The 17,765-nt window shown below is 44.1% G+C and carries 12 protein-coding genes; 4 read left to right on the plus strand and 8 right to left on the minus strand.

Translation table 11 applies throughout. From position 1 onward, the window contains the following. Window positions 1-11: 11 nt before the first annotated feature. Window positions 12-416, plus strand: a complete 405-nt coding sequence (locus tag NI389_RS04645; protein ID WP_308361859.1) for a helix-turn-helix domain-containing protein — start codon at window positions 12-14, stop codon at window positions 414-416. On the opposite strand, the gene NI389_RS21115 is transcribed toward NI389_RS04645, so the two are convergent. From NI389_RS21115 to NI389_RS04665, 5 genes are all read right to left on the minus strand, one after another. Next, window positions 413-628 carry a helix-turn-helix domain-containing protein gene (locus NI389_RS21115; RefSeq protein ID WP_372588615.1) on the minus strand — a complete coding sequence of 72 codons (216 nt, stop codon included), beginning with the start codon at window positions 626-628 and terminating at the stop codon, window positions 413-415. The genes NI389_RS04645 and NI389_RS21115 overlap by 4 nt on opposite strands. A 67-nt stretch (window positions 629-695) precedes the next feature. Continuing rightward, window positions 696-1,199 (minus strand): tyrosine-type recombinase/integrase, encoded by a 504-nt coding sequence (locus NI389_RS04650; protein ID WP_308361860.1) that lies wholly within the window; start codon window positions 1,197-1,199, stop codon window positions 696-698. Window positions 1,200-1,362: 163 nt separating this feature from the next. Then, window positions 1,363-1,812, minus strand: a complete 450-nt coding sequence (locus tag NI389_RS04655) for a hypothetical protein (protein WP_308361861.1) — start codon at window positions 1,810-1,812, stop codon at window positions 1,363-1,365. A 2-nt stretch (window positions 1,813-1,814) separates the two neighbouring features. After that, a complete protein-coding gene (locus tag NI389_RS04660; RefSeq protein ID WP_308361862.1) occupies window positions 1,815-10,778 on the minus strand; it encodes an RHS repeat-associated core domain-containing protein in 8,964 nt (2,987 codons plus the stop codon). 607 nt (window positions 10,779-11,385) lie between these two features. Continuing rightward, window positions 11,386-12,720 (minus strand): IS5 family transposase, encoded by a 1,335-nt coding sequence (locus tag NI389_RS04665; RefSeq protein WP_308361863.1) that lies wholly within the window; start codon window positions 12,718-12,720, stop codon window positions 11,386-11,388. Between the two features lie 192 nt (window positions 12,721-12,912). On the opposite strand from NI389_RS04665, the gene NI389_RS04670 reads away from it, so the two are divergent. The 3 genes from NI389_RS04670 to NI389_RS04680 are packed head-to-tail and all read left to right on the plus strand — an operon-like array spanning window position 12,913 to window position 15,448. After that, window positions 12,913-13,212 carry a DUF6841 family protein gene (locus NI389_RS04670; RefSeq protein WP_308361864.1) on the plus strand — a complete coding sequence of 100 codons (300 nt, stop codon included), beginning with the start codon at window positions 12,913-12,915 and terminating at the stop codon, window positions 13,210-13,212. Between the two features lie 14 nt (window positions 13,213-13,226). Next, complete coding sequence (locus tag NI389_RS04675; RefSeq protein WP_308361865.1) at window positions 13,227-14,108, plus strand: LysR family transcriptional regulator; 882 nt, start codon at window positions 13,227-13,229, stop codon at window positions 14,106-14,108. 41 nt (window positions 14,109-14,149) lie between these two features. Further along, window positions 14,150-15,448 carry an oligosaccharide flippase family protein gene (locus tag NI389_RS04680; protein ID WP_308361866.1) on the plus strand — a complete coding sequence of 433 codons (1,299 nt, stop codon included), beginning with the start codon at window positions 14,150-14,152 and terminating at the stop codon, window positions 15,446-15,448. A gap of 20 nt (window positions 15,449-15,468) precedes the next feature. Here NI389_RS04680 and NI389_RS04685 read toward each other — a convergent pair whose 3' ends face one another. Genes NI389_RS04685 through NI389_RS04695 form a run of 3 tightly spaced genes read right to left on the minus strand, consistent with a single transcriptional unit; the run spans window position 15,469 to window position 17,590 of the window. Beyond that, window positions 15,469-15,882, minus strand: coding sequence for a rhodanese-like domain-containing protein (locus NI389_RS04685; RefSeq protein WP_308361867.1), 414 nt, complete (start codon window positions 15,880-15,882; stop codon window positions 15,469-15,471). Window positions 15,883-15,899: 17 nt separating this feature from the next. Then, complete coding sequence (locus tag NI389_RS04690) at window positions 15,900-16,655, minus strand: sulfite exporter TauE/SafE family protein (RefSeq protein WP_308361868.1); 756 nt, start codon at window positions 16,653-16,655, stop codon at window positions 15,900-15,902. A 23-nt stretch (window positions 16,656-16,678) separates the two neighbouring features. Next, window positions 16,679-17,590: an MBL fold metallo-hydrolase gene (locus tag NI389_RS04695; protein ID WP_308361869.1), complete on the minus strand. Its 912-nt coding sequence runs from the start codon at window positions 17,588-17,590 to the stop codon at window positions 16,679-16,681. Window positions 17,591-17,765 lie beyond the last annotated feature (175 nt).

The following is a 17,765-nucleotide window of genomic DNA, read 5'->3' on the forward strand; positions in this document are numbered from 1 at the left end:
ACCCTTAACCCATGGGAAGAATAGGCACTGAAAAAAAGTTTGAAATAGTGAAGCGCCGCAAGTCTGGCGAACCAGCTTCAGCACTTGCGGCTGAGTTTGGCGTGTCGGAAAAGTCAGTAAAGCGATGGTTTGATGCGTACAAGGAGAGAGGTAAAAAAGGCTTGGACAACAAGTCAACCAAACCCAAAAAGTCACCCAATAAGATTTCGAAAAATATGGAACGAATGGTTTTGGAGTTCAAAGAAAAGCACACCGAGTGGCGACCCGCAACCATAGCTAAAGAACTAAAAATGCAGGGGTTTTCAATTTCCCACCCCAAAGTAAAAGATATTTTGATTAAGCATAAAAAACATGCCATCTGGGGTAAGAAAGGCAACAAAGAATGGTTTCAATGGTTAACCAAGCCCGAAGCTTAATTTTGTTTTTCACTAAGCCATGTCAGAATATCAGCAATACAATATCTGTTAGACCTGCCAACTTTATACATTGGCAATTCTCGGCGACTTGCCATATCTTCAATGGTTCTGTGTGACAGACCAACCAGTCGCGCAATTACCTTGCAGTCGACCAGTTGGTCTACACCGTATGATATGCCATCAATACAGATGGTCTGGTTAGAGTGGTTCATATTGTTATCCCTTATGATGTGATGGCTGTATTTATATGCCAACAACCCGCTGGTCTACGCCGGAATATCAAGTTGAATGCCGTAACATATGTGGATGAATTGGGAATGGTAGCCCAGCCGTTTCACCAGCACGTTTAATCATCTTACGCACGGTATCTGCTACTAATGGACCTTTGCGTTCGGTGATGAAGACGTACTGAGTGTCAGGGTAATCACGTTTCAGTTTACGCAATGCGCGGATGCTCTGACCACTCAACGGATGCACACTAGCAACACCATTCTTTAATCGGTTCACATGAATCAGACCTTGGGTTAAATCAACCTGTGACCATTTCAGGTTTACCAGTTCCGACACACGTAAAGCGTGATGGTAAGCAACCATGATGATGGTACTGTCACGATGACCGTGGCGACCGACCGATTTGGCTGCTTTGCTGATGCGCTCAATCTCTGATGATGTTAGATATTCACGTTCACGAACATCTTTATATTTGCGGGTATTGATAACTTTCGAGTTTTCGGTGTTTGGGGCGGGGTTTCTGTAATCTTCTAAGTTGCTGATATTACTCATCTGGCTCTCCATAACTTTCGAGATTATAGGTGATAACTGGAAAGATTTATACGGTTATGAGGATTGCTAGTAATGCTGAAGTTGGTGTAAAACTGTGATGATGGGTAAAAGTGATGTCCCGGATCCCTACGGGATCCGGGCAAAGGTGCGACTATATTGCTGGTTACCCTAGAAGGAATTTGATTACATCAGACTTGAATAGTTCTACATCAAATCTCTTCACTTTTTTGGGCAATGAATCAAAGCATGGTAGTGACTCTATTAGTTCGTTTTTTAGCAACTTTAAAGCTTCACTATCGGATGCCTTAACAAACGCTTCATACGATTCATTGTCGAGTTTTATGTCAAAGGTAAACGTGTTATTTACCTCTTTTGTACTTCCATCAAGTAGTGGTACTTGCTGACTCGCAATGTACTTTGGTTTTCTCTTGGCTGAGAATGACTCAAAGCCCGGTACAGAACGCAAGCATATAAAACCAATGTCGATGTTTTCTATATCTTCACCATACTCTTTGTCCTTAAACTGGTCGGTAAGTGAATCCGAAAAACTTTGTATCAAGGCTGATTTTTCATCAGCCTCCATGTCTATTTCAATTGCAAAACCAATGTTCATAATTATCTAAATATCTTATTGCCCGGGGGCAAGCTAAAGTTAATCAAGGCGTGGTTGTATATCTTCATTTTTTCTACAACTTTAATTTGCACTCGATTCCCATGAAATTCATTTACTTGTCGGAGGTTGTTTGTCCGCAAGAACGTGGGTGAATATCTAGATGTGGGGTTGGTGGTTTCTCCAAACTTCCAAACATCTCCTGCTTTGAGGTTTGTGACACCTGATGAGCAATTAAAGCAAGGGTACACCCCATCTTTGGTTGCACGTAATGAGTATTGAACACCGTCTGGTCCAGCAGCCTTCTTCATTATGCCGTCAATTTCAGTTCTCATTTTTTCCATGAGTTCTGGGCCGTAATATGCGGCAGCGGCGAGCGTCGCAACGCCCATGACAATTTCACCAGCAGGTGTTGGTTCCGCTGCTGCTCCTCCCCAGCCAACAGCTAAAACTCCCGCTGCTTTAGTGGTGTCATCATCGCTAGGGTTTAGTGTTACAGCGTTATCAGAAGGTGTTTCAGTTTTTGTGGTACCATTCAACGCAGCTTCCGACTCACCTTCTTTCCCCTGTATGTCACGGTTAACATTTTGCTCAGAAACAGCTTCGCCTGCCGCTTTATCCTGCTCGTTCTGCTTTTCTTCACCATTACAAAATTCAAACGTCCACCCACTTTGTGTGCACAAATACCCCGTAGGGTCAGTATAGCTCAATGGGTTGTTAAACACGTACGTATAACGGTTAAAGCTCTGCGCCGAGGTAGGTTCTTGCACAAATGGGTCTGCCTGCATAAAGCGTCCCAATGTCGGGTCATAAATACGCCCCCCCATGTGGATCGCTTCTGCATGGTCTACATGCTCATGACCCGTGAAGCCTTTTTCAGTAATATCAAGTGCATTTTGTACACTTGGGTCTGTATACAGTTGCTGTATTTTACCCCACGTTAGTCCATCTCGACGACGACCAAAGGCATCGTAGCTTAGGCGCTCTATTAACGCACCATCTTCTGCAGTGATAACATCCGTTGACCCTAAGTGGTCTTTGTACATATATCGTGTTGTTTGCACTCGCCCCGTTACCGTTGCGATGGCAAAGTCACCAATATAACGGCGATATTGCCTACTACCCGCCTCGATTACAACCTCGGTATTACCCGCATAATACGTTGTGGTGGTTTTATCACCCTCTTTATCTATGCGCTGAAAACGACTGTTTTTGGCATCGTACTTAAACTCCGTTTGTGCCTTTTGCGACACAATACGCGTTGGCTTATCAAAATAGCTATACCAAACCTGTCTCGTTCGTGTACCGCCATCGTAAGCATATGTTTGGTTACCACGCGTATCATAACAGTAGCTGAGCTGACCGATGCTGGATACGGCATGCGTTCCCGCAGGCGTTGCACAACGGCTCGCTTTGCCAGAATATTGATAATATTGACCTGACTGTACATCTGACTTGGTTTTGATATTACCGTTATCGTAGTAACTCATTGATAACGTATTCACCCCATTCATCGTCACTGCCGATAAACGGTTTAGCTCATCATAACCAAACACTTCGAGTAAGTTATCTCTGGCCGTGTCACCATTTTTATCTTGGCGTGCACGTAAGTTACCCAACCCATCGTATTCAAAGACCAAATCCTGAACAACACCATGACCTGTGTTGATTGACTTTAAGAAGCCCGTCTTTTCATCATACTGCGCATTGCTGGTTACGCCCGTACCCGTTTGCCATTGGGTTATATTACCAAAGGCATCCATTTGCTGCGCTTGGTAGTACACAGTCTCACTATTTCGTGCTTCTTTGAGCGCTATCGCATACCCGTTTTGGTACTCGTACTGAACACCTCGGCTGTCACCCGATACATCAAACTCTTGGAATACTCGGCCCAAATGGTCGTAAGTCGTTGAGCTGGTCAATTGCTCACCGTCTAAATATCTTCCGACCTCTTTAACACGTCCAAAGCTATCCGGTGTAAACCTCGTTAAGTCACCTTCAGTACTGCTTTGACGAGTTAAAAACGCACCATCAAATTCAAATTGACTCTCCTTGCTGGTATTACCCGCAGTATCAAGTACGTTAGTTTGTACTTCTCGACCAAGACTGTCGTAGCTATGCAGCGTCGCGCTTTTATCTGCCGCAGTAAACTTAACGACATTACCTTGCGCGTCATTCGCATAGCTCATTTGCCCCTTATCGAGGTCGTTCATAAAGATTTTATGCCCATACGCATTGTAATCGATATACACACTTTGCTTATCTGGGTCCTGGACCTCTGACAACAGTTTCAATTCGTTATAACGATATTCAGTGCTTGCTGCGTTCGCATCTACGGCCGTGGTCAGTAAGTTAAAACCGTTATGGGTTTTACTTAATGTGTAATTAATCGTCGCATAGTCACTCAGTGGGCCGTTATGGGTGCCAGATACATGCGTATATTGGGTTGCGCCCACATAACGCTCTTGTTTGGTAATGCCACTCGGAGAGGTTGATAGCCATCTACGCCCCAGTACATCGTACTGCTTTTCCTCGTAATACACCGTATCGCCTTGTTGATACGGCACACTTTGTTTTACAAGTTGACCAAAGTTATCGTATTCATTGCGCTGAGATATCCAACCACCGGTTAGGGTTTGTTGGTCTGAGCCCAGTTCACGACCAAACATATCTAAATACACCACTTTCGTCGGCGCATTAGAGGCTTTATTCTCTATTCTATACGTTGCGCCTTGCGGGCAATTATTGTCACACCAACTTTTTATTGAGCTGGCATAACTACCATCTGCACGCGCTGAGAAGTACAACTGACCAAACGCATCATAACGTCTAATTTCGGTGACGCCATGTGGATCTACAGCGGTTTGTGGTAAGCCCCATGCATTGTGGTTTGAGTAGGTGTATTCTGTGAATAAACCATTACTTTCACTGCGTATATGACGCCCTTGGTCATACTCAACATGCTTACGATTAAGAATATGATAAAGCGGTAACGCGCCTTTATTGATGGTCGCTGTTGTGCAGTTGTCCGCGTAATGTTGACTACACTGAGTTGTCGTCAGTACATTACCGTAACTGTCATACGTAAACGCTTCTTTTAAGTATACTTGCTCCGACTCTGGCGTACCCTCTTCGCTCACCCCTCGCTCAGTATACTCAACACGGTTTTCATCATTGTACGACGTTGTATAACGCTGTGTACTTTGTGAGTGCTCTATTGACCCTCTTTTCAAGGTTGACGTGACGGTTTTGGTCGTCGGACGCGCAAGATACCAGTTGTTTGTGTCTTCATCGTCATACTGGAAGCTTTGCTGTGTATGCCATGTGAACCCACCAATATGGTCTGTTTCAATTGACGTGAGTGCAGATTGGCGAATATAGCTGTTATTTACCACCTCATAGTCAATTGACTTGGTTTCTGTCTTCAGGTCCGTCTTTCTAGAGCCTTCGATATGGCCATTTTCTCCATCTAAGACATACGTAGTAGTTTGTGAGCCTTTCACAACCCCCTTAACCACTTGCCCTGAGAATAATGACAATGTTTGCCAGTCTGTAACGCTATAGCGACTTAATAAAGCCCCCTGATAAGACCTTTCTTTAATTTCTGGCTGGCCAGTAAAAGGCGCATCTTGTCGATACGTTGTCGTTTCTACTATGCCGTTACTAACATTGGTTTTAGTGACCTTTTTGAAACCCAATGCACCACGACCACCGGCTTGCACCTTGAGACCTTCGTAATCGAAAGCAAATCTTTGCTCTGAATCTTCTCGTGTTGAATTTGCTGCCGTTTGTGCCGCCCAACCTGACACCACAAAACCACCGCTTCTGACATCTTTAACTGCAGCCCCATTACCCCAATGTTTAGTGTTCGCATCCGTGTCGGCGGTATGACCATTAAGCAAAGTCGTATAACCGAATTCGTGTGTTGGTCCTTTTTCCACTCGAACGTGTTCCAGTCTATCGATTGGCTGATTACTTTGGTTTGCATCGTGCCAGATATACACAATGCCGGATAGCTGATCAAAAGCAATCATCGCTGGCTGACCGTCACCGTCTAAATCAGCAAATAATACTTGGCTAGCTCCTGAACCCACTATATGAGGTGTGCCATCGATTCTATCGCCTACATCCGCTAGGGTAATTTCTGACTTCAGTGTTGGATGACTCAACTGGGCCTTAACTTTTTTATCTTCCATAAAGACATAGTCATCTCGGCCATCGCCATTAATGTCTATATATGCATGAACAGCGACTTCTTCATGAGGACCAAGCCTTGGAGGTTCATCAATACTTGATACCTCAGAGCAAGACCTAAATTTAACACCATCAAAGCACTTTCCTAGAAAATCCGCATAGCCGTCACCATTGACATCCCCTTGCAGTTTTTCAGAATATATCTCCCCGCCCACTGAACTATTCATCCCAACACTTGGGTCAATATAACGCTCTGAGAAAACTTGCCCTTTACTGGTATTAATTAATATAAAAGACCTTGCACTTGAAAAGGTTCGACCGGTATGAGCGTCAACTTCCATCCCCCATGCACCTATCAATCTATCAACAAGACCATCATAGTTGAAGTCAAATAGCCCAACCACATCCAAAGTCGCGTCACAGCGACTCATTTGTGAACAAGCACTCCAGTAATCCCAAATCTCACCAAGTGCCTCGCTGTCATATTTCTGCACCGGACGCTGTACGCCATCACCGAAGATATCTCCATATATTTCCGTTTCATTTGATGGGAGAATTTGAATTTCGTCTTGACCATCATTCTCTAAATCAGTTACGTGCCAGTTTCTTCGATGCACATATACGTTTTCTTCATTTGCGTCTTCACCTACATGACGCCTTGTTGATTTTCCTGTAGCTAACAAGCCTAACTCAGAAATGCCTGTCGTCGAAACAGCAAAGTTACGAATTTGAAAGTTCACGTCGTCATCTGCTGCGGCCAAGATAACCAGCTCTTGCTTACCATCTCCATCGTGGTCCATCAATTTGATTTCTGGTCTTTCTAGGCTGGTTAAACCAAATGCAGACTTAATGTCGTAAGAAATTAAATGACTGTTCTCGACCAAACCAGTTGGTACATCATCACTGTAATCAAATGTTGTGGGCGTTTTACAGCCACCATATTGACCCGCGCATTGTCTAATCGAATCAAGCAAGGTTCGATTACTTGCACGGCTGGCTACATAATCAAAACCATAATAATTGACGTCTTGGTTAAGGTGATTTGTCACCACGATAGAGCGTAAACGCTTATCGTCTGTAATTAGTGTGCCCAAGAAATAACGTTTATATAAGTCCGGTCGTGTTTCATAATTAAACACGACGGTATTACCTGCATAGGTAACTTTAGCTAAGCGGAGGCGTTCAGTATCGGAACCTTGATACTCATAGTGAATAACGTTGCCGTAAGTATCTGACTTTTTACTCAGATGCCACTGATAAACCGTACTACTTGCCACCTCTTTTACGCGGGCATTGTCAACGTTGCCGTAGGTATGTTGCTCACCCGATGGCAAGTACACCACAAACCCTGTGTTACCCAAATACTCAACCTTAACATTCGGTTCAGATTTTAGACGGTATGTCGTACCACTAGCCAGTTTGCTCCCTGCGACCTCAGGCACTAAGCGTTGGCCATCTAAACAGACTGCATCCGTCTCATCTAACTGAATACCCTGATAATAACCATCTTCTTCTAAATAGCGACGACACCTTGCAATCGTTGAACGACCAACTAGTGCCCAACCATAGCCAAGCTCACTGTCACCACCGGCGCTTGAATATTGGATCGACAACTCCGGCGTAAAACCACCTGGTGCAACGGGTACTTCAATCGACGTTTCGTATGTTGCATTACCTGCAGAGTTAACGTCCACATCTGCATCAATCATACCTAATGCGCTGTAGGATGCATCGGGTACTTGCGCCATAACTGGGGTTTGTGGCGTTTCTACCTTGGCAGGCTCTGCATCAACACTCATCCAAGACGTACAGCTGCCATCCGCAAAGCACACTTTAATGCGGTAAACTTTACCCTCTGAGTTACTCAGCGCTAAGCTTGTTTCGCCATTTTTAAGCGTTGCCAACAAACTCCAGTTAAGTGAGGCCATATCACAGTTATCACTACACGTAGCGCTTTCTATCGTAACTGTACTGCCGCTTGGTAAGCTTGACCAAGTTAGTTCATCACCTTTGTTCTCTGGTAGAAACTCTTGGTTGATTACTGAGACTGTTACTTTTGTCGGTTCTAAGTCACTACACGTTTTTGACACCTCACCGACAGGTGTAAATAGACTATCCGTAATAACTGGAATAGTTTGCTGTTGTTCAACCAATGCACACGCTTGCACGTAGAAGAAATGATCGCCCGATTTTTCAAAAAGATAATCAAACGAGCTTGCCTGATTGTTGCTGCTACTTGCCAATTCAACAAGTTGTTCACCGTCTGGTTTTTTGACAAATAAAGTCAGCTCATATTGTCTTTCTTGAGTCTTAGTGAACTTCCATTTTATGGAACCTTTTGATTTTAGAAATGCCCGTTCTGGCGCCTCTAATACGAGGTCTTCAAGCACACCAAGAGAGGGATGTACGCTAACTTCAACACGGTTTGAACTAAAACACTCTCCTTTGGCATTACAGGCTTCTACGAAGTAGGTATGTATCCCCGGGTAGTTTTGAATCCAACGATTAAATGACGTATCTGTTAACCCTGTCCACGGAGCGAACGCTTCTTGATCCGGTTTAATTACCCATAAATTAAAGTGTGTTGTTTCTGCCGGACGCGTCCATGTGAGTAGTGTTTTGTCACCCAATACCATCGAGCTCTTTGCACTCGTGAGTACTGGATATTGATCTACACGACCCTGTTTCATTGTTATATTTATGCGATTCGATGCGACACACACGCCATTTTCTTGGCATGCCTCAACATAGAAGGTATGTACCCCCGGATAGTTTTGTATCCAACGGTTAAAAAAGGTCTTAGTATATCCCTGTACAATGAGAAGTGGCTCTTGGCCTGGTTTCTCAACCCAAATATTAAATGTTTTTACATTTTTTGGATTGGTCCAAGAAAGAACCGTTGTATCACCTAAAAACATGTCATGCTTAGTCGCGCTTAACACTGGTGTTTGAGCTTGACCAATTGTTTTAGATACTAGGTTGCTGCTAGAGCAGGTTGCGTCTGTTTTATTACACGCAGTAACCTTAAACGTTAAAACTGAAGCATTAGCAACTTTCAATTCATGGGTGTATTCTGATTTTTTAGAACCTCCAATGTGATCAATTTTTTCACCACATTGTTCAACACCGTTTTCCCCAACACAACTTACTTTAAAATAACCACCGGACCAAATAAGGTTATCAGGTCGGTTCCAATTTACTGTGACTGTGTCGTTTACATTTGCTGTTTCTGGCGTTACGATTACTGTTGGGGCATCAGGTTTAGAGAATGACACTATACGAATAGCTTTACTCTTCTCTCCACAATGATATTGCCCTGAGTCAGATGTAATACATGCAGCAAGCTGCAATGAATAATTGCCCTTTTCGCCCACATTCACATTAATCGTTTGTTGATTCTTACCAACGTGTGCAACTTTCTTCGGCGTGCCCGCTTCTGGGTAATAATACACATCAAAGCTATCAGCGCCTTCGATAGTTTGACTTAAGGTTACTTTCATCAAGCTGTTTTCAGGATAATAAAAATCCCAAGCAACGTTATAGCTTGGGTCTCCATGACTTGGAGCTGTTTCAAACAGAGCATAATTACTCGTTGTACAAGACTTATCCGACTTGTTACATGCCTTTACGCTAATTGAATATTGCGCCACCTCACTGGCTTTAAATGTATGCGTATATTGTGCTTTGTGAGAACCACCTATGTGGTCAATCTTCTCATCACAAATGTCTTTATTCCCATTAGTGACACAACTTAATTTAAAATACCCACCTGACCAGATGAGCTTATCCGGACGATTCCATGTCACCGTCACATCATCATTCAATGCAGGCTTAGTAGGTGAAATTGATAGTTCTGGTGAGACTGGTGGTACAAACGCCACTATCCTGCGCCCTTCACTTTTGCCACTACAATGATAACCACCTGATCTTGATGTAACGCAAGCAGCGAGTTGGAGCTGATGATTACCCAAAGCACCAACGTTAACGTTGATTGACTTTTGTGATGTAGCAACGTGCGATACTTTCAGTGGTGTTGTGCCTTCATCATAGTAATACACATCATAGCTATCTGCCCCCTCGATTGACTGAGGCAAGTTCAGCGTCATTGTGGTGTTTTCTGGGTAATAGAAATCCCAAGCTACGTTATAAGCTGGGTCTCCTGGCACTGCAGGGGCAACATAAGCCGTACGCATTACACTACTTGAACAATAAGAATCTGTTTTGTTACATGCTTTTACCTGAATATCGTATCCACTTACCTCATTGGCATTGAAACTATATGAATATTCAGATTTATTAGAGCCGCCAATGTGTGGAATGGTTTGAGCGCAAACGTCGGTACCGCTGTTATTGATACAACTAAGCTTGAAATAAGCACCCGACCAAATCAGCCCGTCAGGACGGTTCCAATCGACCTTAACTGTGCCACCTTTACCCACCACCGTAGGGCTAACTGAAACATTAGGTGCACTTGGGTTGTTAAAGATAACAATCCGTCTTGGCGCACTTTCTGAGCTACAACCTGCACTATTACACGCTTGAATACGAATGTAATTCGGTCCACTCCCCACTGATGGAATATATTCCCAACTACTACTGTAAAAAGTGCGACTTACCGACTTGCTGGTTGTCGACGTCCCATTATAGACTTGATAATAGTCAGCCCCAGAAACACTTGGAATTTTAACCATAATAGATGCGCCAACCGGATGATATAGATCCCAATTTACATCTGGCTCTCCCGGCGTATCTGGAATAGTTGGTCGCTCTTGCATATATACACTAACACTGTTAGAGGAGGCACATGACCCATTTCCATCACATGCTTCTACATAAAAAGTGTGCGTACCTGGATAATTTTGGATCCATCGGCTGAACGAAGTCCCAGTGTAATTACTTCTAAACTTCAAAGGCGACTGTGAGGGCTTTGTTACCCACAAATGAAAGTACGCCGTTCCACTTGGTTTTGACCAAGAAAGTTCCGTTGTGTCGCCCAGATACATCGAGCTTTTTGATGAACTTAACGACGGAGACTGGATTGCATGAGCACCAATGCTTACTATTAGTGCTGTGAAAAGGAGAAATCCCCTAAACATGTCTACCTCCGTGATATGGCTGACTATCATCTTGACAAGTATCAAAAACATCATATTTTTTGATATAAGGTAAGGGAACGGTTGAACACATCCGCATCTATATTTCCTTTGAATTGGGTGTTTATTACACTGAAAAATGGGGGCGAACTATACAGCAATCGGGTTTTTGTGTAAATATTAGAAACACTGTATTTGTAAATGGCTGTATAAATTACTTAGTCGATTCTGAAAATCTCAACTTTCCAGATAACCGAGCGTTTTAGTTCCCAATTCATCCACAACAAGCCTAGCTAAACAACTCGATATTTGTCCGATTTCTCCAACTCAGGCACATTTTCAACCAACATAAAATCCAGACGTAAAAAAACCTCAATAGGCTTAGGATTTTTCTCAAGTTTTGCCCGATACCCGCTAAGATTGCGTTGAGTTTATTGCCCAATATGCCTTTCAAGCGGTTTAATCCCAAATGGCCATCACTTTTCATGTGCCCGATGATGGGTTCTATGCCATTGCAGCGCTTGAGTTTTTTCTTACTCGCAGGTGTCACGCCGCGTTTTTGACCTGCAATAAAGACATCGTAGCGCTCTGCCATATGAACCCGATAACCTCGGTCTACAAAGCAGGTAAACGGATGCACGTTGGCGACGTCTTCGACTATCCTCAAGGTGCGATACAAGGTGTCACCGTCATAAGGGTTACCGTGCATCGCATGACAGCACTGTATAAACTGTTCTTTCACCGTCGTTGCCACGCTGACCTTCACCCCAAACTCGTACGGTTTTGCACTTTTGCCTTTTGCTATGCATTCAACGTGTGGCTCATGCTGTGAGTACAGCTTCGATTTACTGAATTTATCTTGTTTTAACAGTTTTTCAGCTTGGCGGAGTTGAACGACCAGCGCCGCTGAAGGGTTGGTATCTAACTTACGAAGAATGTCGCGGAACACACGGCCAAGATACGACTTTTGTTTTTTCAACGCCTTACGCATCCGCTTGTATTGTTTGGCATACGCATAGCGACTGACTGAGTTTGCGACCTTCACACCTGCTCTCGCATAGCTTTGTCGCAGTGTGATACCTGCGTGTTTGGCAAGGTCGACTAGTTTTTTCCAGCATCGTTCAAGCAGTTTACTGTCGGTTGGAAAGCTGATGTTCTTGTCCATCACGGTGCTATCCACCACCACTTCGCGCAAACTACTTTCTTTTACCGCGCCGACTTTTAGTCCGACATCGACGGTGAGCGACAACATTAATTCCGTACCTTGCTCGCCAATTCGCTTGCAAAAACGCACCATAGAACTTGGGTCACACGGCATATGATGGGTAAAAAACTGCATCCCAAAAAAATACTGCCAATAGGGATTTTCACACCACATGGCGACGGCTTTTTCATCCGAAAGCTTATGAATTTGTTTAAGATATTCCAATCCAGCCAGTAATCGAATCGGTTTTCCCAACGCGCCACTATCTGCACTGTAAAGTTGACCAAATTCGGCTTCTAAACGCTGCCAATCAATGGTGTGGGCCAACTTAACGAGTTCATGGTTGGGTGCCACGAGGTCAATCAATTCGATCGCGAACAGGTGTTTTTGTGGTGTATGGTTGGTCGCTTTTGGCTTCATTTTTGATCTCCATTTTGCAAGGTTTTGCGGGGTGAAAATGTAAACCTTGCAAAATGAGGATAGTAAGATCGTTTAGATCATCAAGAAGATCAATCAATTAAGTGAATTTCAGTATCGACTAAATACAATCAGTATATTAAATCGTCTCAACTACCGTTTGAACCCATATTGTATGCAGAACACGTTCTTGTTATGTCTGACAGCCGACCACCCAAATTTTACTCAGATGAACAACTGCATAGTCAGATACAACAATTCCTCACCGCCTTAAAAGCAAGAGGCGTAACACACGTAAACTGGCAAAAGGTTGATATACATTTGCTTGGGGAGCATATGGCGCTGGCCAGCAACATTGCCATTCGGCGCGATAAAAATGCTGACATCGTAGATGTTGTCGGCGCAAGCTATACATTGTATAAACAGGAACAGGGCTGGCGTATTGTCGCATTTGCAATTCACTCTGCAGATACGGCGTTTATTCCACAAACATAATGTTATGGAGAGGTGTGGCACAACGAATGGAAAATTGGGATGACTATCGGCTACTCCTTGCACTACATCAAAGTCAGAGTATTCGGGAAGCAGCACTGAAATTGGGGGTAAACCACAGCACCGTTTCAAGGCGACTTGCCCAATTAAATTGTGCTGCTCGCTCTGTTGTCGTTGAATCAACTCAATCAGGGCTTGCAATCACGCAATACGGGCGCATGCTTGTTGAAACAGCACAACAGATGCGTTCACTGATTGACGAGCAAGAGCGTGTACTTTCCAGTATGAATGTCGCTCCAAAAAGTCGAATATCGCTCTCTCTTCCACCGGCGATTCTGCAGTTTATGTTGCTGGATGACTTAACTGAATACCAAACGCGGCACCCCGAACTTGACCTTATAATCACAACATCGTACGACTTTGCTGACCTCAATCAAGGTGAAGCCGACATCGTGATCCGCGTTTCGAACGCACCGGGTGATACCTTAGTTGGACACCGAGTGTTTCCCATCTATGTTGGTTATTTTGCTGCGACCGATTATTTAGAACACACGCCTGTGCCTGAACGAGAATGGATAACCGGCATTGATGCAAATTGGACCGAACAATCACCATGGCCGCACCTGCCAGTACGTTTTAAGGTTGAGGATTTAGTGACGCGACACAAAATGGCCAGTGAAGGACTCGGTATGATCCGAGGGGCGTATTATATTGCAAAACACTTTCCTAACCTCGTGCCGATTAACGAAGAATGCAGGCCCTTTCTTGATTTATGGATACTCACGCACCCCAATTTGCGCCATACGCCGAGAATAAAGGCGGTCATGACCTACCTGCTTGAACGACTTCGCAATAAATCCCATATCGTGCTTCGAGAAGATGCCCCAAATGATAAATAAATGTTAAAATGATTCATTATTCTTCTTAAATTCAGACTGGTATGTCAGAACAACACAATCAGTATTTAAGCCGCGGGGCCGTTTTCCTTGTGATTTCCATTTTTCTTGGATACGCAGCAGACTATGCCTTTAACCTCACCCTAAGTCGACATCTAAGTGTGCACGAATACGGTGACTACAAAGTTGCTTATGGCTTCACAACACTGATGTCGGTACTCGTTTTATTAGGAGGCGATAGGTTAGCTCCCCGTATTTTAGCTAGACCTATCTCAGAACAGCAAACCAGTACCATTGTTGATTATTTGGCGTTTTACCTGAAAAATGCGTTTGTTCTGAGCTTTATCGTTATTGCGCTAACTTGGGCTGCCAGCTTTTTGTATCTGTTGTCCTTTGATAAACAAGACCATCACGCTATGGCATTTATGGTCCTTGCTGTCCCACTCATTGCAGTTGGCGCGATACTAAGCCGAGTGCTGCAAAGTGCAAAAAGACTCGCCGCCTCGAACTTGCCATGGCGCATTGTACTTCCTGTGCTAAAAGCACTTAGTGTTCTGTTGCTCGCTCAGTATTTTACTTCGATGTCGGTTATTCATGTCATTGCCGCGGGGATTATCGTTGTCATCGCTATTTTGCTATGGCAATTCAGGTATCTAAAACAACTCGGGTTGTTGCAATCCTTGAAACCGACTTACCATTTGGATACCTCCAAACTGCTTAAATTGTCCATTCCGATGATGCTTGCCATGCTCGTAACGATGCTGCTGAATCAAACGGACATTTTTATGCTGGAGTTGATTTCACAAGAGCACGTGGTCGGTCATTTTGGCGCGGCGAATACGTTGGCGCACCTTATTCCCGTAACCCAAGTGACGATTGCCAGTCTATTTATGCCGTTGATAGGCCATTATTTTGACAAACAACCAGATCAAGCCCTTGTTCTGTTTAAAAAAGCCCAACGCATCACCATCTTGGTGATTGCGGTAATAGCGACTGTCTTGTTTATTTTTTCGAATTCGTTGTTAGCTATTTTTGGTGACAGTTATCTCAACGCGGAACCCGCACTTGTTTGGCTGATTGCCGGTTACAGTGTTTGGGCGTTTGCCGCACCGAGTGTTACTTGGCAACAGTACAACGGGAATGGCTTACAAATCGTTTATGTTGGCGCGGCGGCAATAATGATTGATTTAGTGGCCAACCTTTACTTTATTCCAAAATATGACATCGAAGGCGCCGCAATCGCAACGGCATTGTCGCTGTCCTGTGCCACGGTATTGGTGCTCATGTTGAATCTAAAGCAGTCAGCTAAATCTCTCGAAAAACGTGATGAAACGGATGCTTAGCGTAAATTAAAACCGTGGTCTCAGGCACAAGCCTGACCACGGTGTTCAACAGGCAAGTTATTGTCAACCCACTCAATAAAACCACCCGCTACGGAGTAAACCTGATCAAAGCCCATCTCTTTTAGACTGAGCGCCGCTAGTGCAGAACGCGCACCTGAGCGACAAATGAGGTAAATAGGTCGATGCGCGAGACACTCAAGCGCATCTTTATCACACAAATCGCAAACCAACGGGTGTAGGTGAATTTTCATTTCGAGTACACCTCTTGGAAAATTGACGCTGTTGGCTAGGTGGCCGGCATTAAACTCTTCAGGTTCACGCACATCAATTAATATCGAGTCAGCGTGCTGAAGTGCTTCAAAAAGGTCAGTCACCGTCACTTCACGTATTGCGCCTTTTGCTTGTTCAACCAACTGCTGAGATGATTTGATCATATAACCCTCTAAATACGCTATAAATAGACGCTGCGCACGAACACAAAACTAGACATGGCGAGCAAGAAAACCGCAAACCCCTTTTGCAACGATTGTTTGGGCAACAACGTGCTAAGTGAACGACCAAACAAGCTACCCAAAATACCGCCAAACACCATGATACCTATCAGTGGCCAATCAAAGGTCATCGCTTGTGAGCTATAGAGCTCGTAGTATTTCATAAATCCCGAACTAGCATTGAGCGCAATAATCATTAGGCTTGTCCCTGTTGCGAGTAACATTGGGAGACCGGCAAAAAACATCAAGGCGGGCACAATTAAGAAACCTCCACCGACGCCAACAAACCCGGTAACGACCCCAACAACAAATCCTTCTAGCAACAATAGATGCAAGGGCTGAGCATTTGTCGGAGCAGACTCTTTACGGCCTCGCCACATAAAAACGGCCGCAATACTCATCAGTACGACGAACACGAAAAGCTGAATTTTGCTCCCCATGACGGAGCCAAACCAAGCTCCAAAATAAGTACCAAACATGCCAGGGAGACCGAACAAAATTAAGTGCTTATAACTCACTTGGCGCTTCAACACGTTAAAAATACTCCCACCAAAACTAATCCCAGCCACAATCGCCAATGAGGAGGCAATGGCCAGTGGAGCGGGTACATCCAGCAGATACATTAGAATCGGCACCGTCAAAATCGAGCCACCAGACCCAAATACGCCCAAACTCAGGCCGATTATTGTGGCGCCAAATAGCGCTTGCAATATCACGTGCGTACTCCCGATTGTGCAGACTAGAGCATGTTCAACGGAATTTTTAGATAGATTTGCCCGTTGTCTTCCGCCGGAGGCATGTCGCCAGCTCGAATGTTGAGTTGAATGGCGGGCAAAATAAGACGAGGCATCGACAGCGTTTTATCACGGGATTCTCTGCGTGCGACAAATTCCGCCTCGCTCACCCCGTCATGAACATGAATATTCAACTTGCGTTGTTGTTCAACCGTTGTGCAGTATTCATGACCGCGGTCTTTAGTCGGATAGTCGTGGCACACATACAACTCAGTTTGTGGCGACAAGGCCAGCAAAGCTTGAATCGAGTAATACAAGGTTTTAGCACTGCCACCCGGAAAATCACAGCGAGCAGTACCAACATCCGGCATAAACAATGTATCACCAACAAAAGCCATTTTTTCATTGATGATGTAAGCCAAGTCTGCGGGAGTGTGACCTGGGGTATGCATTATCCGAATAGACATATCACCCACGGTGAGTGTTTCTTCATCTCGAAACAAACGATCAAACTGTGCCCCATTGGGCAAAAAGGATTTCTCTAAATTGAAGATAGTTTTAAAGGTTTGCTGAACCTCTTTAATATGCTCACCAATACCGATTTTAGCGCCAGTTTTGGCTTTTAAAAATGGGGCTGCAGACAAGTGATCGGCGTGTGCATGGGTTTCTAGCACCCACTCTAACTGGCAACCATGTTGGTTAAGATGAGTGAGTATTTTTTCGGCACTTTCAGTGCTAGTACGTCCGGATTTGTAGTCAAAATCCAGAACTGGGTCAATCACAATCGCTTTGTTGGTGAGACTGTCGACAACTACATAGCTAAAGGTTTCGCTATCGCTGTCTAAAAAGGCTTCTACGTGTATCAGCGACTTAGTTGCTGTGTGCCCAAACGTCGTGTTCATTTCACTGTGACCCATTTCACGCTCGCATATTCCACATGGATATAATTTATATCATTTAGAAATATAGATTAGCAATGAAACAAGTCAAAATTTTTCGAAACCATTTTACTTAATTCATCGAAAGAGCCTGTGTTGACATTTTCGACTAACGCTCACCTTAAATAGATGTCTTGTCGTTTAGACCAAGTCA

It is taken from the genome of Pseudoalteromonas xiamenensis, assembly GCF_030994125.1.
Classification (GTDB): domain Bacteria; phylum Pseudomonadota; class Gammaproteobacteria; order Enterobacterales; family Alteromonadaceae; genus Pseudoalteromonas; species Pseudoalteromonas xiamenensis_B.